This is a genomic window from Thermopolyspora sp. NPDC052614 (assembly GCF_040678635.1).
Lineage (GTDB): Bacteria > Actinomycetota > Actinomycetes > Streptosporangiales > Streptosporangiaceae > Thermopolyspora.
The window spans coordinates 43,328-65,031 of sequence record NZ_JBFATZ010000001.1 but is presented as its reverse complement, the minus strand read 5'-3'; the positions used below and the strand labels follow the sequence as shown (position 1 = coordinate 65,031).

18 protein-coding genes are annotated in these 21,704 nt (G+C 72.5%); 10 read left to right on the top strand and 8 right to left on the bottom strand.

Going from position 1 to position 21,704, the window contains the following annotated elements; translation table 11 throughout:
* Positions 1 to 60 precede the first annotated feature (60 nt).
* From AB0K60_RS00265 to AB0K60_RS00255, 3 genes are read left to right on the top strand one after another with little or no spacing between them, the layout of a single operon-like run.
* Positions 61 to 2,499: a protein-arginine deiminase family protein gene (locus AB0K60_RS00265; RefSeq protein WP_364046683.1), complete on the top strand. Its 2,439-nt coding sequence runs from the start codon at positions 61 to 63 to the stop codon at positions 2,497 to 2,499.
* Entirely contained in the window at positions 2,478 to 3,542 is a 1,065-nt protein-coding gene (locus AB0K60_RS00260; RefSeq protein ID WP_364046680.1) for a HEAT repeat domain-containing protein, read from the top strand. The genes AB0K60_RS00265 and AB0K60_RS00260 overlap by 22 nt, the downstream gene beginning before the upstream one ends.
* Entirely contained in the window at positions 3,539 to 6,394 is a 2,856-nt protein-coding gene (locus tag AB0K60_RS00255) for an AAA family ATPase (RefSeq protein ID WP_364046677.1), read from the top strand. The genes AB0K60_RS00260 and AB0K60_RS00255 overlap by 4 nt, the downstream gene beginning before the upstream one ends.
* A gap of 16 nt (positions 6,395 to 6,410) precedes the next feature.
* Here AB0K60_RS00255 and AB0K60_RS00250 read toward each other — a convergent pair whose 3' ends face one another.
* Complete coding sequence (locus AB0K60_RS00250) at positions 6,411 to 7,748, bottom strand: S8 family serine peptidase (protein ID WP_364046674.1); 1,338 nt, start codon at positions 7,746 to 7,748, stop codon at positions 6,411 to 6,413.
* A gap of 266 nt (positions 7,749 to 8,014) precedes the next feature.
* Here AB0K60_RS00250 and AB0K60_RS00245 point away from each other — a divergent pair, with 266 nt between their 5' ends.
* Together AB0K60_RS00245 and AB0K60_RS00240 are read left to right on the top strand one after the other, a co-directional pair.
* On the top strand, positions 8,015 to 9,478 hold the full coding sequence (locus AB0K60_RS00245) for a S8 family serine peptidase (RefSeq protein WP_364046671.1): 1,464 nt from the start codon (positions 8,015 to 8,017) through the stop codon (positions 9,476 to 9,478).
* Complete coding sequence (locus AB0K60_RS00240; RefSeq protein WP_364046668.1) at positions 9,475 to 11,334, top strand: RiPP maturation radical SAM C-methyltransferase; 1,860 nt, start codon at positions 9,475 to 9,477, stop codon at positions 11,332 to 11,334. Before AB0K60_RS00245 ends, AB0K60_RS00240 begins: the two co-directional genes overlap by 4 nt.
* 589 nt (positions 11,335 to 11,923) lie before the next feature.
* Here AB0K60_RS00240 and AB0K60_RS00235 read toward each other — a convergent pair.
* The 3 genes from AB0K60_RS00235 to AB0K60_RS00225 all read right to left on the bottom strand — a co-directional run bounded on the left by AB0K60_RS00235 (position 11,924) and on the right by AB0K60_RS00225 (position 13,525).
* Positions 11,924 to 12,370: a hypothetical protein gene (locus tag AB0K60_RS00235; RefSeq protein ID WP_364046665.1), complete on the bottom strand. Its 447-nt coding sequence runs from the start codon at positions 12,368 to 12,370 to the stop codon at positions 11,924 to 11,926.
* Positions 12,371 to 12,373: 3 nt separating this feature from the next.
* On the bottom strand, positions 12,374 to 12,736 hold the full coding sequence (locus AB0K60_RS00230) for a hypothetical protein (RefSeq protein ID WP_364046662.1): 363 nt from the start codon (positions 12,734 to 12,736) through the stop codon (positions 12,374 to 12,376).
* 90 nt (positions 12,737 to 12,826) lie between these two features.
* Positions 12,827 to 13,525 (bottom strand): class I SAM-dependent methyltransferase, encoded by a 699-nt coding sequence (locus tag AB0K60_RS00225; protein ID WP_364046659.1) that lies wholly within the window; start codon positions 13,523 to 13,525, stop codon positions 12,827 to 12,829.
* A 105-nt stretch (positions 13,526 to 13,630) separates the two neighbouring features.
* Between AB0K60_RS00225 and AB0K60_RS00220 the strand changes: the two genes are divergently transcribed.
* From AB0K60_RS00220 to AB0K60_RS00205, 4 genes are all read left to right on the top strand, one after another.
* Positions 13,631 to 14,359, top strand: coding sequence for a TetR/AcrR family transcriptional regulator (locus tag AB0K60_RS00220; protein WP_364046656.1), 729 nt, complete (start codon positions 13,631 to 13,633; stop codon positions 14,357 to 14,359).
* Positions 14,356 to 15,264, top strand: coding sequence for an ABC transporter ATP-binding protein (locus AB0K60_RS00215; protein ID WP_364046653.1), 909 nt, complete (start codon positions 14,356 to 14,358; stop codon positions 15,262 to 15,264). Before AB0K60_RS00220 ends, AB0K60_RS00215 begins: the two co-directional genes overlap by 4 nt.
* Positions 15,261 to 16,949: an ABC transporter permease subunit gene (locus tag AB0K60_RS00210; protein WP_364046650.1), complete on the top strand. Its 1,689-nt coding sequence runs from the start codon at positions 15,261 to 15,263 to the stop codon at positions 16,947 to 16,949. The genes AB0K60_RS00215 and AB0K60_RS00210 overlap by 4 nt, the downstream gene beginning before the upstream one ends.
* 191 nt (positions 16,950 to 17,140) lie before the next feature.
* Positions 17,141 to 17,773: a Uma2 family endonuclease gene (locus AB0K60_RS00205; protein ID WP_364046647.1), complete on the top strand. Its 633-nt coding sequence runs from the start codon at positions 17,141 to 17,143 to the stop codon at positions 17,771 to 17,773.
* Positions 17,774 to 17,800: 27 nt separating this feature from the next.
* On the opposite strand, the gene AB0K60_RS00200 is transcribed toward AB0K60_RS00205, so the two are convergent.
* The 3 genes from AB0K60_RS00200 to AB0K60_RS00190 form a co-directional block, all read right to left on the bottom strand.
* On the bottom strand, positions 17,801 to 18,916 hold the full coding sequence (locus tag AB0K60_RS00200) for an SGNH/GDSL hydrolase family protein (protein WP_364046644.1): 1,116 nt from the start codon (positions 18,914 to 18,916) through the stop codon (positions 17,801 to 17,803).
* A 443-nt stretch (positions 18,917 to 19,359) separates the two neighbouring features.
* Positions 19,360 to 19,914 (bottom strand): hypothetical protein, encoded by a 555-nt coding sequence (locus AB0K60_RS00195; RefSeq protein ID WP_364046641.1) that lies wholly within the window; start codon positions 19,912 to 19,914, stop codon positions 19,360 to 19,362.
* The gene (locus AB0K60_RS00190) at positions 19,911 to 20,294 is read right to left on the bottom strand and encodes a hypothetical protein (RefSeq protein ID WP_364046638.1); all 384 of its coding nucleotides are present in this window, start codon (positions 20,292 to 20,294) and stop codon (positions 19,911 to 19,913) included. The genes AB0K60_RS00195 and AB0K60_RS00190 overlap by 4 nt, the downstream gene beginning before the upstream one ends.
* A 318-nt stretch (positions 20,295 to 20,612) precedes the next feature.
* On the opposite strand from AB0K60_RS00190, the gene AB0K60_RS00185 reads away from it, so the two are divergent.
* On the top strand, positions 20,613 to 21,275 hold the full coding sequence (locus AB0K60_RS00185; protein ID WP_364046635.1) for a hypothetical protein: 663 nt from the start codon (positions 20,613 to 20,615) through the stop codon (positions 21,273 to 21,275).
* Here AB0K60_RS00185 and AB0K60_RS00180 read toward each other — a convergent pair.
* Positions 21,228 to 21,686, bottom strand: a complete 459-nt coding sequence (locus AB0K60_RS00180) for a hypothetical protein (protein ID WP_364046632.1) — start codon at positions 21,684 to 21,686, stop codon at positions 21,228 to 21,230. The two genes, AB0K60_RS00185 and AB0K60_RS00180, sit on opposite strands and share 48 nt — an antisense overlap.
* Positions 21,687 to 21,704: the final 18 nt, after the last annotated feature.

The following is a 21,704-nucleotide window of genomic DNA, read 5'->3' as shown; positions in this document are numbered from 1 at the left end:
ATTCTTTGGATGGCAAGACCACTTGGACGCGCCCCCGCGCGTCGGCAAGGGGAGAGTTACATGCCCAACCACGAAGACATCGGCGACATCGGCGCGGCGGCGCGCGCCGTCCCCGCGCGTCTGATCGTGCTGGCCAATCTCGACGTCGACGACCCTGACGCCATACCCGAGACCGACAACACCGACCGCCGGGACTTCTGCGACGACGACCTCGTCTTCCCCGGCGACATCGCGGAGCTGACACGCCTCAACCTGGGGATGGGCGGTTCCCCGCCTCGCCCGCGGCCGCGCGATCGGCGTCGGGGCGCCGCGAGGCGGTGGCTGGAGCTGAGCCTCTCCCCGCAGGACGCCAGGCGGGTGCGCCTGTTCGCCCCGGACGGCGCCGGCCGCTGGAAGCGGGTGCTCGGCGCCGCCGCGAATTCGGCCGCCGTCACCGAGGCCGTGACCCTGCCGATCCCCTTCGCCGGGGACCTGGAACTGCTGGTCGAGGCCGTCACCCTGCCCGGCGCGCCGTCCTCCCCCGGCGGCGAGATCCTGCTGACCCGGTCCTACCGGGACGCGAAAGGCAGGGCGGTGGGCGAGGACGCCCCGATCCGGCTCTCGATCGCGCCCTGGCTGCTGCTGTCGAACCTGCGGCCGGCGCGGCGCGTCTACGTCCACTACCTGGACCAGGAGGACCTCACCGGCAACCACCCCACGCTCGCCGACCTCGCGGCGGCACTGAGGTCCGGGTACGGCCCGGCCGCGGCGCCCGACCCGGACGCCCCCGTGTCCCCCGTGTCCCCCGTGTTCCGGCCGGGACGAGCCGGGCTGCTGCACATCGTCGACGGCAGGCGGTTCCCGGAGCTGTGGCTGCAGGACGAGTGCGAGATCGGCTACTGCTGGGCCCCGCACGGCTGGTCGCACCTCCTGCTGCACAGCCCCCGCGACCGCGAACTCACCGGATGGGTCCGGCGGCTGCCGGACTCGGACATGGGCCTGTTCGACGACCTCGCCCGAACCGCCCCGGTGGACTCCACCGACTTCGGCGGCAACCTCGAACTCTCCGCGCCGGTAGCCGCCGGCACCGCCACGCTGCCGGCCGGCGCCGCCGGTCCACCGGTGCCCGCGCACGGGCCCGCCCCCTTCGGCAAGATCATGCTGGGCGAGCACGAGCGCCCCGTCTTCGACCTGCCGCTCACCCTCGTGCCGGACCTCGACGCGGGCCGGACGCCCGCCCTGGCGGACGCCTTCGCCCGGACCGCCTTCGCCCTGCGCGACCCCGTACGGGTGACCGTCGTCGACGAGGGACGGGAGTGGGAGGTGACCGATCGGCCCCTGCCGTCCGCCGACGGCTACGAGCGCGCGCTGCGCGTCTTCCGGATCCGGCGCAAGGAGCAGACGCTCGCCGTCCGCTACGTGCGATCGGTGCGCGCCGACCACCGCCGTTTCCTGGCGGCGCAGGGCGTCCAGCCGCTGCTGCCGCTGGACACCACCTGGCTGGGCGTCGGCCACGTCGACGAACTGGTCACCGTGGTTCCCACGCCGTCCGGCGGCGCGAGGATGGTGGTGGCGTCCGCGCGGCTCGCCGTGGACCTGCTGACGGAGGCGAGCGCCCTGGCCGTCCGTGAACCCGAGGCCGGTCCCGTGACCGCGATGTTCCGGGGCCGGCTGCTGGCCGAACCGCCGACGCCGCAGAACACAAGCAAACCGGAGGACCCGGACCCCGAGGAGGATCCGGACGGCCTCCAGGCCCCCGCGATCAGGCCTCCGGCGGACCTGAGCGTGACGCAGGCGCTGGCCGCGCACGGCGTCACCAACGCCGACCTGCAGACCAGCAGGCTCGACCCGATCGAGCGGCGGCTGCGGGACGGCCTGCGGCTGGGAGACGACGCGATCGTACGACTGCCCGTCCTGTTCCACGCCCTTCCGCAGTTCCCCGCGCAGCGGCTCGGGATGATCACCAGCTCGGGCGCCGGCGCGGACATGGCCGTCGTCCACCGGACGTCGGCGCTGACGCCGAACATGGTGAACATGCTCGTCGTGGGCGAGCACCTGATGGTCCCGCGTCCGCTGGGCCCGCGCCTCGGCCGCGCGGGGGTACGGAGAATCCTCCACATCATGGGCGTGCCCGAGCTCGACGACGCGGTCCTCGACAGGCTGGAGGGCCACTGGCACTGGGCGACGTGGGGGACCGACCTCGACCGTCTGGCGGACGTCTACGACGTGGACCGGGACGCGATCCGGCACCACCCGGCCAACGCCGCGCTGTTCGACCCGAACGGCACGACCACCCGGTCCTGGAGCCGGGTCTGGATTCCGGAGGACAACATCGACCTGTTCGAAGCGTACGCGGTGAGCGTGCTCGCCCCGCTGACGGTCCACTTCATCGACGTCTGGGACCCGTACCACGTGGCGGGCGGCGGGCTGCACTGCGCGACCAACGTGGTACGCGAACCGCCCGAGGCGACCGCCGGATACGTCGGACCCTACTGGTGGTGGGAGGCGGTCTCGCGATGATCGCCGAGGAGTTCGAGCGCCGGTTCGGCGCCTGCGTGACCGAGACCGGCGCGCGGTACACGGCGGCGCGGGACCGCCTGCTGGCCGAGGGCGACGACGTCCTCCCCCGGCTCCGCGAGTCGGCGGACCACGACGACTGGCGGGTCTCCGGGACCGCCCGGATCCTGCTGGGCCACCTCCAGCGGCCCTCGCTGATCGAGCAGGTCGACCGGATCGTACGGGACCGCCCCCTGGATCCGCGGACCCCCGGTTTCGGCGTGCCGCCGGCGGTGGTCGCGCGGGAGCTGGCGGCCCTGGGCGAGAACGCCGTGCCCCGCCTGCTTGAGATCGCCACCAAGACCAACGAGTTCGCCACCGTGACCGGCCCGCAGATCGTCCTGCAGGCGATCGCCCTGGTCGGCGACCGGCGGGCCGTCCCGCCGCTGCTTGACCTGCTCGGCCGTACCGGCGGATCGGACGGCGACGCGGGCGATGAGCAGGTGCGCATGCTGACGGCGTCGGCGCTGGGCGAACTCGCGAGGCGGGGCGACGACGACGTGCGGGACGCCCTGATGGGGCTGCTCTTCGACGATGACGCCGGACCCGCGCCGCGCGTCACCGCGGCCCTGTCGCTCGGCCGGCTCGGCGACCCGACCGTGATCGACGCCCTGGCTCCGCTGGCCCGCCCCGATGTGGACGTGATGCTGCGGACGGGCGCGATCCGGGCGATCGGGTACGCGTGGCAGTCGTCCCGGCTGACCGACGACCCGGTCCCCGCGGAACCGGTCCCCGCCGAGGCCGAGCTGGCGGAGCTGCTCGACGGCGAGCACGACGAGACGGTGGCGCTGGAACTGGTCGGCGCGCTCGGCAGGCTGGACGCCCCCGCCTCGGCCGGACGGCTCGGCCTGCCGGGTCCGGCGTCGGAGGCGCTCAGGCGGGCCGCCGACGACCATCGCCTCCCGTCCGTACGGCACTCGGCGGGCAACGTGCTGAACCGGGTCGCCCGGGACGCGCGCCGGGGCGGCGGGGGCCCGGTGATCTCATCCCCCGGAGGTGTCCGATGAGTTTCGTGGGAGACCCCGTGGCGGGTTCGGAGACTACCGACCGGCGGCCCGAGCTCGCCGGGCACGCCTTCGTCGGCCGTACGGCCGAGCTCGAACTGCTGGACGGAGTGCTGGCCGAGGCCCGGCGGGGCCGCCCCCGGTTCGTGGTGGTCGCCGGTCCCGAGGGGATCGGCAAGACGGCGCTGGCGGAGCGGTTCGCGGCCCTGGCCGGGGAGCGCCAGGTGCTGCGGGCGACCGGCGCGCGGGCCGAGGCGGGCCTGACGTACGCGATCCTCGACCAGTTGCTGGCGGGCGGGGGCGAACGGACGCTGCCGCGGACGCCGGATGTGCCCGCCGCCGGGGCCGCGCTCCTGAAGGAGATCGCGGGCCGGGAACGCACCGGCCCGGTCATCGTGATCATTGATGACGTCCGATGGAGCGACCACGCCTCGCTCGACGCCATCTGCTACGCGCTGCGGCGGCGGCGCGAGACCCGGCTGGCCGTCATGATGATCGTCCGTGACCTCGCCGACGCCCGGATCCCGGACGAGACGCGCCGGCTGTTCGAGGCCGGGGGCACCACGCGGGTACGGCTCGCCGGGCTGGACGAGGCGGCGGTGGCCGAGCTGTGCGAGCGGGTGAAGGGCCGCCGCCCGTCGGCGCGGGCCGCGGCCCGGCTGCGGCGGCACACCCTGGGCAACCCGATGCACCTGCGTTCGCTGCTGGGACAGGTGTCCGCCGAACGGCTGGAGGAGCTCGACCTGCCGCTGCCCGCCCCGCACTCGCTGACGGTGCGGGTGCTCGCCGGGCTCGCCCGGTGCGGCCGGGACGGGGCGAGCCTGACGGCCGCCGCCGCCGTGCTCGGCGACCGCAGCCCGCTGCACCTGGCCGCGAAGGTGGCGGGGGTCGACGACCCGCTGGCGGCGCTGGACGAGGCGATCGACGCCGGGCTGCTGGCCGAGGAGTTCGGCACCGGGCACGTGCTGTTCCCCTGTCCGCTCACCCGCGCCGCCGTGTATCAGGAGTATCTGAGCCCGTCCCGGCGTGCCGAGTTGCACCGGCGGGCCGCCGCGCTCGCCCCGGACGCGGAGACCGCGCTGTGGCATCGCGGGCGGGGAGCGGCCGGCCCGGACGCCGGGCTGGCCAAGGCCCTCGCGGAGCTCGGCCGCTCCCGGTCCGCCGCCGGGGAGTGGGCCGAGGCGGCCCGGCACCTGGGCGCGGCCGCGCGGCTCGCCCCCCACCGGGCCGATCGTGAGCGGTTCGCGCTGGAGGCCGCCGAGGGGCGGATCATCATGGGCGACGCCGATCCGTCCCGGGTGGCCGATCAGGTGTCCGGGCTGCGCGCCTCGCCGTGGCGGACGTACGTGCTGGGCACGCTCAGCCTGAACGCGGGGCGCGTCGACGAGGCCGAGGCGATGCTCGGCGAGGCGTGGCGGCACGCCGAGACGTCCGACGCCGCCCTCGCCGCGAAGGTCGCCGGGCAACTGGCGCTGCTGCGGGCGGTGCGCGCCGACGGACGCGGCGCCGTCGAATGGAGCGACCGTGCCCGGCGCACCGCGCCTGCGGCGCTCACGGTCGACGCGCTGGCCTCCGCCCGAGCCCACGGCCTTGCCCTGACCGGCCCGGCGGGACACGGTTCAGCGGACCGCAGTTCGGCAGGACACGGTTCGGCTGGCCGCGATTCGGCAGGACACGGTTTGGCAGGACACGATTCGGCTGGCCGCAGTTCGGCGGAACGCGATTCGGCTGGCCGCGATTCGGCCGGACACGGCTGCAGCCCGATGGCCCTTCCCGACCCCGGCTCGGCGTCGGTCGCGGATCTGGACGCGCTCGCCGGCCGGGGGAGGCTGCGCCTCGCCCTGGGCGACATCCCCGGCGCGGTGCGGGACCTCGACGGGGTGCTCGCGGCCGGGCCTCGGCTTTCCGTCCGGGTACGGCTGCTGGCCTGCCTCGCCCGCGCCGAAGCCGACCACCGCCGGGGAGCGTGGGATGAGATCCTGGGTCACTGCGCGGCGGCGGTACGGCTCGCCGAGGACGCCGACCACCTGCTGCTGACCCCCCTGTGCCACGCCGTCGCCGCGCTCGTCCACGCCGCCCGGGGAGACGCCCAGACCGCCGCGGCGTGCCTGCGCGCGGCGCGTGCGTCGGGGCCGCTCACCGAAAACACGCTGGCCCGAGGGTACGTGGCGGCGGCGGCCATGCATCTGGCCGCCGTCCGGGGCGACCACGAGGCCGTCATCGCCGGCCCGCGCCCCGATCACCACCTGCTGGCGTGGGAGCACCTGCTCGTGGACGCGCTCACCGCGACGGGGCGGCTGGACGAGGCCGAGTCCCTGCTCGGCCCGCTGGAGCGGCGCGCCACCGACCCCGGCCGGCAGGCCGCCGTGGCGCGAGCGCGCGGGAACCTGCTCGCCGCGCGCCGGAGACCGGACGACGCGTTCGCCGCGTTCGAACGGGCGCTGGAGTCGCCGGGCGGCACCCTCATGCCCTTCGAGACGGCGCTCACCGAACTCGACTACGGCTCCTACATGCGCCGTCTCGGCAAGCGGGCGAAGGCGGCGCAGCGGCTGGAGCACGCCCACGCGGCGTTCGAGTCGCTGGGGGCGCGGCCGTACCTGGAACGATGCGGGCGCGAGCTGGCGGCGTGCGGCAGGCTCGGCCGGGGACGCCCGGCCGCCGAGCGGGCGCACGACGCGCTCACCGCGCGGGAACTGGCCGTGGCGAAACACGCCGCACGCGGCCTCACCAACCGGCAGATCGCCCGCGAGCTCGTGGTCAGCGTCAAAACCGTCGAATACCACCTCAGTCACATCTACCCCAAGCTGCGGGTCCGCTCCCGCACCCAACTCGCCGTACGCCTCGGCGGCCACTGATCGGATCGGTAGCCGGTCAGCGGAAGGCGGCCGCCTGCCGGGCGGCGGCGTAGGCGTCGAGGCGGCCGAAGCCGAAGCGCTGGTCCTTGCCCGCCTCCCCGCACCGCCGGGCGGTGCCCAGCAGGATCGCCCGCGTGGCGAACGGGTCCCCTTTGAGCGCGGGCATGCCGGACTGCAGCAGGGCGACCGCGCCGACCGTGTGCGCGGCGGCCGGGGAGGTGCCGGTGACGGCGGCGAGGCCGCCGCCGGGGACGGCCGACACGATCCGCGCCCCGGGGGCGCTGAGGTCGGGCTTGCCGTACCGGATCCGGTGCCCGAACCAGGCCGGGGACAGCAGCCCGCCGCCGCTGAAGGCGGCGGCGAGCCCCCCGGGGTCGGTGGCGCCGACGCCGATGGCGAGGGGATCGTTGCCGGGACCGGCGCTGTCCCCCTGCCCGCCCGTGCCGATGGCGGCGACCACGGCCACCCCTCCCAGCACCGCGTTGAGCACGGGCAGATTCCAGATCGGGTGGTAGCCGGGCGCGGCGACCGACAGCCCGAGCACGTGCGCGCCCTCGTCGACGGCCCACTGCATGCCTGCGACGATCTGGGCGAACGTCCCCGAACCGCCGGGCAGCACGAGCGCCGAGGCCAGCCGGGTTCCGGGGGCGACGCCGATGTTCACGCCGCGGGCGGTCCGTCCCGCGATCGTCCCGGCGGTGTGCGTGCCGTGGGCGTCCGAATCGTGCGGCGTGGAGACGACCTGCGCGCCGAGCGCGTCGAACTCCTGGAACGCCGCGACCTTGCCGGCGAGGGCGGGGTGGGTGTCGTCGACGCCGGTGTCGAGGTGGCCGACGAGGACGCCGTCGCCCCGGCCGAAGCCGCCCCACGCCTCGGGCGCGCCGACCCCGGCGACGCCCCAGGCGCTCCCGTCGACCGGGCCGGGGGCGTGCTCGATCGGCGTCTGCGCGAACTCGGGGATCCGGAAGACCGGGTTCGCCTCGACGCGCAGGACGTCCTCGTGGCGGGCCAGGTCCGCCAGTTCGGCGGGCGTGCCGGAGACGGCGACGGCGTCGGCGAGCCACAGGCCGTACGCCTCGGGGGCGGCGGCGAGCACCCGCGCCTGACGCTCCCGCAGTTCGTCGCGGAGATTCTTCCGAAACGCCTCCCCGTGGCCGTACCGCTCGGTGACCAGGCACAGCAGCTCCGCCCTCGCCGTGGCCAGGCGCTCGCCTTCCGTCATCGCACGGAGCCGGCGCAGCGTCTCGCGGCCGGGTTCCAGCGGCGTGGTCCGGACCAGCGCCGTGATCACCTCGTCCTCGCCCGCCCGCGCGACGTGCCGGCGGAAACCGTCGCTCAGCTTGCCCTCCGTCATCGCTCTCCCTCCGTGCGCGCTGCCGACGGTAAGCGGTGACGGGCGGGCGGCGCCTCAGGGTGCGACCCAGTGCTACGCCCGGTATGCGGCCCGACCCCAGGGTTTTCCCTTGGTCGCACCCTGGGGCGAGATCCCGGCCCGGGGCCGTCTACTGACCCAAGGACGCCGTGGGGGCAAGCCGTCATCACCGTGGGCGCGTGCACGCGCCGCGGACGTTTCGCCTGCCCCGGAACGGGTCCGTCCCCGTCGCTGGAGGAGTTGATCGGATGCCCGAGGCCGGATCCTTACCGGAGACTCTGTACGCCCAGGCGGTGCCGTGGCCCGCGAATGGCAGGCGGTCACTGTTCGATCATGATGTGGTCACGGAGGAGAACGTCCTGGCCTTCGTCCCGGACTTCGAGCTGGCCGAGGAGGCGGCGGACCGGTTGCGGGAGCGCGGGTTCACGGTCTACGACGAACGGGTGCCCGCGATCGGCATCTGTGGGCCGCCGTCCCTGTTCGAGGAGGCGTTCGGCTGCTCGCTGCTGGTCCAGGAGCGGATGGTGATGAAGTCCGACGGCGTCCAGGGCGCGGTGTCCTTCGTGGACTGCGTGGACGCCCGCGTGCCGGGTCTCATCGCCACCGCGGGCACCGGTTTCGACGACGTGCTGGTGGGAGTGGCGATCGAACGGCCCCGGCTCCTGTTCGAGGGCTCCATTCCCCCCAAAAGGGACGCCTGGCATCTGGCCGTTCCCGGCGACGTGGCGCTCGCCTGCAACGCGGAGCGGGCGCATCGCAAGGGATACACCGGATCGGGCGTCGCCGTGGCGATCGTGGACACCGGCTTCTACCGTCACCCGTACTTCATCGACCGCGGCTACCGGATCGACCCCGTCCGGCTGGGGCCGGGCGCCGAGCATCCGGACGAGGACGCGCTCGGCCACGGCACCGTCCTGGCCGCGAACCTCCTCGCCGTCGCGCCCGACGCGCGCCTCATGCCGGTGAAGATGAACCAGGCGAGCGCCACCGGCGCCCTCATCCGGGCGGCCCGGAGCCGACCCCACGTCATCGTCATCGGCTGGGGCGGCGACGTGGAGCGGGGGCCGCTGAGCGCCGCGGACCGGGTGCTGGCGATGGCGGTGGCCCACGCCGCTCATGACGGCATCGTGGTCGTCGCCGCCGCCGGCAACGGGCACTTCGGCTTTCCTGGGCAGCATCCGGACGTGATCTGTGTCGGCGGCGCGTACCGGGACGCGAACGGCCGCCTCCGCGCGTCCGACTACGCCAGCGGCTTCACCAGCGGCGTCTACCCCAACCGCGACGTCCCCGACGTGAGCGGCCTGGTCGGCATGCGCCCCGCCGGGGAGCCCCCGTCCGGGGAGGGATATCTCATGGTGCCGCTGCATCCGGGCTCCCGGATGCGGCTGACGTACGCCGAGCGCTCCGCCGACGCGGCCGCGGCGGACGACGGGTGGGCGGCGATCAGCGGCACCTCGGCCGCCGCCGCGCAGGTGGCCGGCGTCTGCGCCCTGATCAAGCAGGCCGTTCCCGAGGCGAATCGCGACACCATCCGCCGGTGCCTGCGCGACCACGCCCGCGACGTCGCCGAGGGGCACTGCTTCGACCGCCCCGGCATGAGCCACCCGGCCATCCCGGGGGCGTACGACCGGGCGACCGGAGGAGGACTGGTGAACGCGGCGAAGGCGATGGTGGCCACGGGCCAGATGCACCACCGCTACATCCGGGTGTGAGCCCGCCGCCGCCGGTGTACCCGCGCGTGCTGCTGCTCAGCATGCCCTGGCACGCCCTGGACAGGCCGTCGCTCGGGCTCAGCCTGCTCCAGGCCGGGCTGCTGCGCGACGGTTTCGCCTGTGACGTCCGCTATCTCGGCTTCCGGCTCGCCGACCGCATCGGCTCCGAGGACTACCAGTGGATCACCGACGAGCTGCCGACCACGGCGTTCGCCGGCGACTGGCTGTTCACCCCCGCCCTGTACGGCGAGCGCCCGGACGCCGACGCGGACTACGCCGCGCGGGTGCTGGGCCGTACCGGGGAGGGGCCGGGCCGGACGCTCGACCGGCTGCGGCGGCTGCGGGCGCACTGCGAGCCGTTCCTCGACGACTGCCTGCGGTCGATCGCCTGGCAGGACTATGACGTGGTCGGCTTCACCTCGACGTTCGAGCAGAACATCGCCTCGCTCGCGCTCGCCCGCCGGGTCAAGCGGCTGCACCCGCGGCTCGTCATCGTGTTCGGCGGCGCGAACTGGGAGGGCGAGATGGGCCACGAGCTGCACGCCCGCTTTCCCTTCGTCGACGTGGTCTGCAGCGGCGAGGGCGATGTGACGTTCCCGGCCTTCCTGCGGCGGCTGCGGAAAGGCGCCGACCCGGCGACCGTTCCGGGCCTGGTGCTGCGCCGGGGCGGCGCGAGCGTGCGCACCCCGCCCGCGCCGCCCATCGGCGACCTCGACCGGCTCCCGTTCCCCCGCTTCGACGCCTACCTCGCCGACCACGCGGCGAGCGCGAGCGTCGCGGACATCCCCCCGGAGCTGCTGCTGGAGACCTCCCGGGGCTGCTGGTGGGGCGAGCGGCGCCACTGCACGTTCTGCGGCCTCAACGGCGGCACGATGACGTACCGGGCCAAGAGCCCCGGGCGCGTGCTCGCCGAGATCGAGTACCTGCGCGGCCGCCACGGCGCCACCGCCGCGAGCGTCGTGGACAACATCCTCGACATGCGCTACTTCGGCACCCTGCTGCCCGCGCTCGCGGCTGCCGGGGCGCCGATGGACCTGTTCTACGAGGTCAAGGCGAACCTCACCGCCGCCCAGGTGCGGATGCTCGCCGCGGCCGGAATCCGGCGGATCCAGCCGGGCCTGGAGAGCCTCAGCGACCACGTACTGTCGCTGATGCGCAAGGGCACCACGGCGCTGCGCAACATCCAGCTCCTCAAGTGGTGCCGTGAGTTCGGCGTCCGGCCGGAATGGAACCTGCTGTACGGGTTCCCCGGCGAGACCCCCGAGGACTACGAGGGCATCCGCGCCCTGATCGACTCGATCGACTTCCTGCAGCCGCCGGGCGGCGTGCACGCCCTGCGGCTGGACCGCTTCAGCCCCTACCACGCGGACCCGGCCGCGTTCGGCCTGGTCAACGTCCGTCCGATGGCCGTCTACCGGCACCTGTACCCGTTCCCCGAGCCCGCCCTGCGCAGGATCGCCTGCTTCTTCGACTACGACCGCGCCGACGGCGTGGACCCGCTCTCCTACGCGGCCCCGGCCCTGGACCGGGTACGGGAGTGGATCAGGACCGGCCCCCGGGGGACGCTCGCCCTGCTCCGCCACGTCGACGGTCACTTCGTCCTGCTCGACTCCCGCGGCGGGCGCACGACCGGCCACCCTCTCCCCGGCTGGCGAAGCGCCGTCTATCTGCGCTGCGACCGGGTCACCGGGGAGCGCGCCGCCGTCGCGACGGGCGCCGCCCACGGCGCGGACGCGGAGGCCGTGCGCGCGTTCCTCGCCGAATGCCGCGACCGCCGCCTGATGGCCGGGGTCGGCGGCCAGTGGCTGGCCCTGGGCGTACGGTCCCCCGCCCGGATGGAACCGGACGATCTGTGACGCTCCTTGCGATCACCCTCAGACCCTCCGTTCGCGGACGGCTCTGATGCTCGCGCAGCGGGCCGACGGCGTGTTCCTCGGCGCAGGAGGCGCCTGTTCCGGAAGGCGCGGGCATCGGGGCGCCCCGGAGCACGACGTCGTCGTCTCGGGACCGGTACGGCTCCCGCGTCGCGTCGCGCGAGCCGTACCGGAGATCAGGTGGCGGTATGCCCGCCGGCCCCCGAGCCACGCGGCCAGGCTTCCCGGTCGCGGTCGCCGGGCCACCCGGTACGCGGAACCTGTCGTCGGCCCCGGCACGTCCGCTTGCCGCTCCGGCTCATTGGCGTGAAAGCACAAGACACGGAATGGCGGCCGCAGGAGGCCGGTGCCGGGCGACGATCGGTGCCGCCTGCCGGTGGCCGGGGCTGATCACGCCGGAAGCACTGCGTCCGTCCCATCATGGAGTCATGGGATGACTTGCTCAGCATAACAGAACGGACACGAGGTCCTCCGCCGGGGGCGGTGGAAGGTCACCACGCCCGCCCGATGCGGCCGCTCAAGCGACCGCCAGGCCACCCGCTCGCCCACAACCGAAATGCCGCCGGACGCGCTAGTCGCCTTTTCGATGCCGGAACAACCAGAAGAGCCCGAGAACCGGCAGCACGAGCGGGATGAACACGTAGCCGCTGCCGTACCCCGACCACACCGTGGCCCGCGGAAACGCCTCCGGATCGAGCAGGCTGAACGTGCCCACCACGAGCACCCCGGTGAGCTCGATCACGCAGGCGGCCAACGCCGTACGGCGAGCCCCCCGGATCAGCGCCACCGTCAGCACTATGTACACCAACGCCGCGAACGCCGACAACGAATAGGCCAGCGGCGCCTCGTCGAACCGCGTGGCGAGCTGCACCCCGGCACGCGCGCCCGCCGCCAGGGCGAACAGCGCGTACACGGCCACCAGAACCCGGCCCGGCCCGGTCCCCACGCCGCCCTTCGCGGAGTCCTTCACCTGCTCGCCGCCGTCCTTCCGCAGGCCCTCACCCGTCGCGCCGGCCATGCGTCACGCCGTACCCGACCACAGCTGCAGCAGCCGCCCGACGAGCGCCGGAAGCGCGAGGCAGGCCACCGCGACCACGCCGGTGCCCCACCGGGTGCGCTCCGCCATGCCCCAGTACGCCCCGAACACCGGGACCACCACCGTCGTGGCGAGATAGCCGAGAAAGACCACCGTCTGCTCGACCTGCTTGCCGCCGATGAGCTGCACGATCGCGATGACGGCCTGCACGAGCAGGGCAACCTCCAGCAGACCGAGCCCGACCAGCAGCACGACGCCGATCGGCCGGTTGCGGATCGCCGTGACGACCGCGATCAGGGCGACCACCAGCGAGCCGACGATCAGGCCGGTGGCGAGCGGGCCGATCATGGCGCGGCGAAGTCGGAGACGTTGGGCACGCCGAGTAGATTATCGGCTTCCCCGCCCGGTCTCCCATCCAGAGGCGGAAGACAGACACGCTCAGTCGAAGAAACGGCCGGCGTGCACCTCATCCCACTCGTACCCGTCGCCGACCGGCCGCAGGTCCGCGAACACGGTCGCCCCGTCGCACCCGGCGTGCACCGGATGCCACGAGCACATCCGGCAGATCCCCTTGATCGTCTGCACGTCGATCATCCGTACGTGCGTCGGGTCCGCGACCGCGTTCACGTGCCGCCACCACGGCGCGAGCACGTGCAGCAGCCCGCCCGGCCGCAGCACGCGCCGGATCTCCGCCAGCAGCGGCAGGTAGTCGGGCAGATGCTCCAGCACGTGCACGGCGAACACCCGGTCGGCCGCCCCGTCGCGGAACGGCAGCCCGGCCGACACGTCGGCCACCACGTCCACCGCCTTGGTCCGCCGCACGTCCACCCCGACGTGCTCGGGATCCTGCTTGACCTCCCCGCACCCCAGGTCGAGCACGACCGGCGCCCTGCCGCCGACCCGCACCCAGTCCCACACCGCGTACACGCCGTCCAGCCGCCCGAGCAGCGCGCGCAGCAGTTCCAGCTCCCCCTCCGCCGCCACGTCGCCCCGCACGTGCGCCACCCCGCCGTCGAAGCACACCTCGACCTCCAGCCCGGCCAGCCTGCGATCGTGCTTCAGCAGATCACGGGCGGCCTCGTCGAGGAACCTGTCGCGAAGGGCGAGACGGGCGGCGGATGGGCCTTGGCTCGGCATATGCCGCGTGTACCCGGCAATCGGGCGTACATGCCGACGGCTCTAACCCTTGGCGAACCGGAGCGCTATAGTCAGACCGACGGTCGGTTTAATTAAGGAGCGCGCATGGCCCGCACGGTCGATCAGGAAGCCCACGCCGCCCGGCGCGAGGAGTTCCTCGACGCGGCGAGCCGCCTCATCCAGACGAAGGGCTACACCCGGATGAGCATCCAGGACGTCATCGACGCGGTCGGGGCGTCGAGGGGCGCCTTCTACCACTACTTCGGCTCCAAGACCGCCCTCCTCGAAGGCGTCGTGCAGCGTATGGTCGAAACCGGGACGGCGGCGCTCGCCCCCGTCGTCGAGGACCCGCGCCTGCCCGCCCTGGAGAAGCTCAACGCGGTCTTCTCCGGGCTGGCGACCTACAAGACCGAGCGCAAGGACCTCATCATCGCCCTCGTCAGCGTCTGGGCGTCCGACGAGAACGTCCTGATGCGGGAGAAGTTCTACCGCGCCGTCATCGCCCGCATGACCCCGCTGATCGCCGCGATCGTCCGGCAGGGCGTGGCCGAGGGCTCCTTCACCCCCGGCGACGACCCCGACGCGACCGCCCTGGTCTTCGCCACGCTCGTCATGGGCGCCAACCAGACGGCCATGAACATGTACACCGCCCACCGGGCGGGCGCCGTCACCGTGGAGGAGATCGTGGCCGCGCTCGCCGCCTTCGGCACCGCCTTCGAACGTCTCCTCGGCATCCGCCCGGGCACGTTCGGACTACCCGACTACGCCACCGTCATCCGCGAATGGATCGACGCGTTCGACACCGCCTCACCCGCACAAGGGGGTACGGCATGACCGCCGTCATCGAGACCGACCGTCTCACCAAGGGCTACGGCTCCCGCCGCGGCATCATCGACCTCGATCTGCGCGTGGAGGAGGGGGAGACTTTCGGCTTCCTCGGCCCGAACGGCGCGGGAAAGACCACCACGATCCGCACCCTCCTCGGACACATCCGTCCCACCTCCGGCCGCGCCCGCCTCTTCGGCGTGGACGTCACGGCGGACCCGGTCGCGATCCACCGCCGCGTCGGCTACCTGCCCGGCGAGTTCACCCTCTACGACCGCCTCACCGGCGGACAGACCATCGAGTACTTCGGCAACCTGCGCGGCGGCGTGGACCCCGCCTACCGCAAGTCGCTCATCGAACGCCTGGACATCGACCCGTCCCGCAGATTCAAGGAGTACTCCAAGGGCAACAAGCAGAAGATCGGCCTGGTGATCGCCTTCCAGCACCGCCCCGAGCTGCTGATCCTGGACGAGCCCACCTCCGGCCTGGACCCGCTGGTCCAGCAGACCTTCCACGCGCTGGTCCGCGAGGCCCGCGACGAAGGCCGCACCGTCTTCCTGTCCAGCCACATCCTGTCCGAGGTCGAGGCCGTCTGCGACCGCGTGGCGATCATCCGCGACGGACGCCTCGTCCGCACCGGCCGCGTCGACACCCTGCGCGACCTCGCCCACCACCAGGTCGAGCTCCGTTTCGCCACGGACGTCCCGGCGGCCGAGTTCGCGAACCTGCCCGGCGTCTCGGAGGTCACGGTCGAGGACCACACCCTGCGCATGCGCGTCACCGGCCCGATGACCCCCGTCGTCCGAGCGGCGGCACACCACGAACTCCTCGACTTCGTCTCCCGCGAGCCAAGCCTGGAAGAAACGTTCCTCGCCCAGTACGGCACCGCCACCACGGAGATGAGCCCCCGATGACCATGCACCTGCCCCGCCTGGCGGCCCCTGCCGCCGCCGCCCCGCTCCCGCTGCGCACCCGCCTGTTCGGCCTCGGCAGCGTCTTCGGCAAGTCGCTGCACGACTCCCGCCGGGCGTTCACCGTCGAGGCCGTTCTCCTCGGCGGCGTCCTGCTGGCCGTCTCCGCCGGGGTCGGCTCGGCGTACCCGACGCAGCGGGCGCGCGACGAGCTGGTCCGCCTCGCCCACGACATCGGCCCCGCCGCCCAGGGCATCGCCGGCAAGGCGGTCAACGTCGGCACGATGGGCGGCTACGTCGAGTGGAAGTACGGCCCCGTCTTCCTCATGGCCGCCGCCATCTGGTCGATCCTGGCCCTGACCCGCACCCTCGCCGGGGAGGCGCGCGGCGGCAGCCTCGACATCGTCTCCGCGGCGCCGCTGAGCCGCCGCCGCGTCGCCGCCGAGAAGGTCGCCGCGCACGTGGCGCTGCTGACCGGCGTGGCGGTCATCATGGCGCTGGCGGCCTGGCTCGCGGGGGCGGCGTTCGCCAAGCTGCCCGGCGACGAGGTGCCGCTCCAGGCCGCGCTCGGCCTGGCGCTCTGGATCGAGGTGATGGCCCTGGCCTTCGGCGGCCTGGCGTTCCTGCTGTCCCAGTTCACCGGCCGCGCGGCGGCGGCGTGGATCGCCGGATTCGTCCTGGTGGCCGGGCCGCTGCTGAACAACTACCGCACGCTCGTCCCCGCCTTCGACCCGCTCGCGGAACTGACCCCCTGGGCGTGGACGGCCGATCACCTCCCGCTGGCGGGCCGGTACGACTGGGCCTCCCTGGCCCCGGTCGCCCTCCTGGCCGCCGTCTTCCTCCTGGCCGGAGTCGAGGCGTTCGCCCGCCGCGACCTGGGCGCGACGACCGCCTTCCGCGTCCCCGGCCTGCCGCCGCTCGCCCTCGGCCTGCGCGGCCCCGCCGGACGCTCCTTCGGCGAACGCCTGCCCCTCGCCGCCGCGTGGGGGCTCGGCGTCGCGGCCTTCGGACTCGCCATGGCCGCCGCGAGCGGCTCCCTCGCCGACGAGTTCGCCAGGTCCCCTGAACTGGCCGAGACGCTGCACCGCGTGTTCCCCGGCTTCGATCTGGCCACCGCGGGCGGCTTCCTCCAACTGCTCGTCCAGTTGCTCTACATCGTGGCCGGTTTCGCCGCCGTCACGCTCCTCTCCGGCTGGGCCTCCGACGAGACCTCCGGACGACTGGAGGTCGTGCTCGCCGCACCGCTGTCCCGCGCCGCCTGGGCCATACGCACCGGCCTCGGCGTACTCGCCGCGATCGCCCTCATGACAGCGATCATGGCCGCGGGCGTGGGCGTAGGCGCGGCAATCGCCGGCGACGACGCACTCACGCCGATGACCGGCACCCTCGCCCTGGGCCTGTTCGCCGCCGCCATCGCCGGAGTCGGCTTCGCGATCGGCGGACTGCTCCGGCCCTCGTGGGCCTCCCCGGCCGCCGCCGTACTGGTGGTCGCGACGTACCTGATCGACCTCCTCGCACCGGCCCTCGACCTCCCCGACCAGGTACGGCAACTCGCCCTCACCGCCCACCTGGGAATGCCGATGACCGACACCTGGGACGCCACCGGCGTGACGACCTGCCTGGCGCTCGCCCTCGGCGGCCTGGCTCTCGGCGTCCTGGGCTTCACCCGGCGAGACCTACGCCCCTGACCTCGGCCGGCCGGCCCCGCTCCAGGCGCCGGCCGCGGCCGTGACCGAGTCACAAGACCTACCGGGCGCGCCCCGGTGTCGCGACCGTGGAGATGGGGGCGGACTCGGCGGGGAAGCAGTTGTGAAATACGCACCGCACGAACGTCGTCACCGTGCGAGACTATCCCGGCGCTGATGAGAGGTGGCGATCAATGGCGGCCGAAGCAGCGGTGGCGAAGAGCACGATGGATCATCGTCCTTACACCATCCACGACCTGCTCACGCTCGACAACGGCTATCACCGTTTCGAAGTGCTCGACGGGACGCTCATCATGAGCCCCGCGCCTGGATACGATCACCAGGAGTTCGGCGACAACCTCCAGACCCTGCTGGCCCGCCGTGCTCCCAAAGGGATCAAGGTGCGCACCGCCGGAAACGTCCGGCTGTTCAACAGCGATGAGAACGGCCTGATCCCGAGTCTGGTCATGGTGCGGGAGGGTGTCTCCACCAAGGGGCGGACGTGGCTGGAGGCCGATGAGCTGCTCTGCGTGATCGAGATCGTCTCGCGCGGCAGTCGCCATCTCGACCGGGTGACCAAGCCGTCCGTGTACGCCGAGGCGGGCATCCCCTTCTACTGGCGGGTGGAACTACAGCCGTTCCCCGGCCAGTCGCACGGTCACCAGGTGCCCGCCATCCTCGTGCACGAGTCGCACGAAGGCGCGTACCGGCTCGTCGAAAGCCTTCGCGGCGGGCAGACCGGCAAAATCATGCGTCCGTTCCCGGTGGAGTTCGATCCCGCCGAGTTGCTCGACGAGGACTGGCCGCAGACCTGGTCGCCCGAGTAGGCCGGGGGAACGCCGCCGTACGCGCGGTCAGTGCCGCTCGATGCGGTAGTTGTACATCGGCCGTCCCGGGCCTGCGGCGATGCGCTGCTTCACCAGGTCGGCCAGCCGCCGGTAGCCGCCGTGGGTGGGGTGGAAGCTGTTCCTGTTCACGGGCGGCAGGCCGGGTTCGAGGAGCACGCCGTGCACGAACGGGTCCGCGGTGCCCACCTCGTGTCCTTCGAACGCGTCGTAGCCGTCGATGTACTCCACACTGCCCTGCCCGCGGAACGCCGCGATCATCCGGTCCAGCCCGTTCGCCACGCGCCCGATCTCATCGTCGAGGGCCCTGGTCATCCGGTTGATCCACCGCTGGTCCTCGACGCTCACGCTGAAGGCGGGGACGGGCCCCAGAACCGCGACGTCGTCGGCGGGATTCCGGGGGAACGGCCGGGGGTAGCCGACGACGATGATCCGCGCATGCGGCGCCCTGCTACGGATTCCGGCCAGGACGTCGTACAGGGTGCGGGCGAGCCCAGTGATGCGCCGCCTGACCTCGGGTTCCTGATCCACGCATCCGGACGACCAGGACACCTTGACGAAGCACTCGGTGAGGACCGTCGAGAAGCCCGCGTCGTTGCCTCCGAGCGTGAGCGTCACGAGGCTCACCGACGAGGTGACCCGGTCAAGCTGCGGCGGTTGCCCGCCCTGCCCCTTCAGGAAGCTCCCGGTGGTCGCGCCGCCGCACGCCCAGAACCGCACGTCGCCGAACCGGTACGCCTTCGCCACCGCCAGCACGTACGACTCGCGTGACCGGCGGCACCGCGCCGCGCCCTCGTTCAGCGGCACCTTCTCGATCTCCTCGTCGTAGACGCCCTCCCCCGACGAGTAGGAGTCCCCGAGCCCCACGTACGAGCCGCCCGTCGCCACCTCCCCCCCGCTCAACGCCCGCGGCACGGGAATCTCCCCGCGAACTCCATGCGGAGGACAGCCCACCGCGAAACCCGCGCATATCAGCGGTTCATAGACACCGGCGACGACCCCGGCCCCCGCGAGCAGCACCCCGACGACGGCCGCGACCGCCACCTCGGCCAGCCGCCGCGACCGACCGCCCCATCGCGAAGAGGATTCCCCGCCCTCGGCGTCCTGTTTCGCCCCGGGTACCACCGCCCGACGCCTCCCACCCTGTCACCGTCGGCCACTCTTCCCGCGGCGGCCACCAACCGCCGGCGTCATCCATCCCGATCTCCAGCATGGACCACGCCCTACCGGATCGCGCGCCGCGATTCCCGACGGACACCGAGTCGGCCGTAGAGGGAGGCCGCACCCAGCTCTGAGCAGGTTTGACCGTGTTACCACGGTAATCGAGGACCCCAACTTCCAGTATTGCTACAGCCCGACGGCGGGGCGGCCTCCCCACTCTCGGCTTCCTGCTTCCCCACGGGCACGACCGTCCGACGCCTCCCGCTCATCACCGACGGTCATCCTCCCGCGCCGCCCAAGGCCCCGGCGTCCCGATCTCGGTTCCAGCATGGCCTACGCCCTCCCGCCTAGCGCGCCGCCATCCGAGACCACGGAGCCCGCCGGGCGCGACCTTCGATTTCGACCCTCTAGTTGTTCTTGATCATCCGATCGCCGCCAAGGGCAAGCAGCAGGAACATGTCGAACTGATGGAGGTCGGCCTTGTCCATGCGCTTGATCGCCTCAATTCCGGAGCGTGCCGTGTTGATGTGGCCAAGAGCGCCGAGGCGGGTTGCGTCGAAGTCGGGGTCGTAATCGGCACCGTGCCGGGCTTCCAGAAGCTCATTGAAGGCACTGGCGAGCACTTCCAGATCCGTCGGTACGCCGCCGATGACGGGATCGATCAAAAGGAGCCGCACAGGGGTGGGTGGTGTGCGGCCCGCCACGATGTCCTCCACCCATCGAGCGGCCTTTTTGAAATTGCCATGGGCGTACCAGCGCCCGATCGCCCGCTGATGCTCGATCGGCCCCATCCTCGCCGCGCGCCTCGCGCCGTGCTGGACAAGCTCGTAGAAGAGGGCGTAGTAGGCCGTTGAGGTGGCACGCCTCAGGTATGCGGTCCGAGGACGCCCGCGGCCCGCGGTACGCCCCGCGAGAGTGTCAGCCAGGTGAAGGTAGTCGTCCGCCTTGAAATCTCGCCTCACGCCCTGTCCTGTTGGTCCTGCATCAGGTTCTGGTCGATCACGCCCGTGCTGTTGTCATCCAGCGGTTCGTCGGCGTTCTCCCGGGCTTCGAACTCTTCCTGCGTGAACAGGGTGACGTACACGTGCTCATCGATCTGGCGTTCAGCGGCAAGCCTGTTCACCTGTCTACGCAGCGCGTGCGTGAGCTCGGCGGGCCATCCGTCCTCATCAGGCGAATCCACGACGATCACGGCCTTGAGCGCCGCCTCGCCGTCGGCGTCCAGATACGGCTCGACCGAGGCCCGCTGGATGTTCGGCACCTCCGGAAGGCGCATGTTCCGGATCGCCTCGGCCAGCTCGTTCAAGACCTCGCCCTGCCGTTTCATGCTCATGACGACCATCTTCGCACTTCCCGGCTGCGATCAGAGGGCGGGCGCAGGCTGCATCGCCGACGAATCCAACCCCGACGGATGTCTGTCCGGAGCCGAACGAACACAGATGGTAGCGGCCTTCAGCGACACTCGCATCTCGAACGCAGTGGCGGGGTCCGGGTTGCACACCGTTCCTCGAGCAGCAACGAAGATCATTCACGTACATCCAAGCGATCCGCGTGAACCGCTGCGGATGGTCGGCTCGTGATGCAATCATTACTCAAAGCTTCCGCTCGATCACAGTGCGAATGGAAGCGGTCCCCCGGTGATGGTAAGAGGAGGTCCCTCGTGGATCGCGAGCGATTCCAGGACACGTCGGCCTGCCCCGATCATGGGCAGGGGCCGATGGCCAAGGCGGTGCACGGGTTGCTGGCCGCGATGGGCGGGCAGCGGTTCCAGCCCACCCTGGCGACCGTGTACAACACGCTGGCCGATCCGCCTGGGCCGCCGGGGTACAGCCTGTTTCCCGTCGCTCCTGCGCTCTGGGACGTGGCGGGTCAGGAGCCGCAGCGGTACTTCACGCTGCTCTCGCGCGGCGTCAGGGCGATGCCCCTGCCCGACATCAAGGACCTGACGCCGCTGGAGGACGTGGAGGCCCCCGCCACCCGCCTGGACGGCATGACCCTGGTGTTCCAGGGCGTCGCCGTGCAGACCGCCACGAGCCCGGCGGGGCTGGCGCTCGCCGCGAACGTGCGGGAGGGCTACTACCGGCGCGGCGACGTCGCGATGTCCGTCGCGCGGGAGCGGTCGACGATGGCCATCGCGGTGGATCGGGACGGTCATTCGCTGGTGCTGTCGGCGGTTCGCGGGGTCATCGTGCCGCCCGTGCCCGCGGCGCTCGGCGAGTATCGGGTTGGCGGCACCATTGTCAGCGGGCTGAGCGACGTGCTGGACGCCTTCTGGTCACTGCTCCAGCGGGTGGAGGCGCTCGACGGCCGCCGTACCGGGTGAGTCGCCGCTCCGCCCGCCGTTCGAGCAGAATCCGATGCAGTCCAATTCCCCGAGCTTCTTGCCGTTGAAGACGAGGGTGAACTTGCCTTTGACCACCGCTTTTTGGGGCTCCGCGGAGGTCGCGATTCCGTTGACCGACGCTTTCCTTCCGTCCGCGGTCTGACCTGTGCATTCTATCGGCGTTTTGGTGCCGGTCAGTTCCCCGGACTCGCAGTCAAGGTCGTCGGCGAGTTTGACTCCGGCGAGCTGCTCAATGGCGAGGCGCCCGAGGACCTTCACCGAGCCTTCGGCTTCTCCCGCCTGTACGCCGTCCGCGATTCCCTGCTGGATTTCGCCACAACCCGTCGCCCCGGCCAGAGCGAGCGCCATGGCCAGGCATACCGGGCTGAACTTAAATCGCTTCATGATCACGGAGGCAAAGCGTACCAA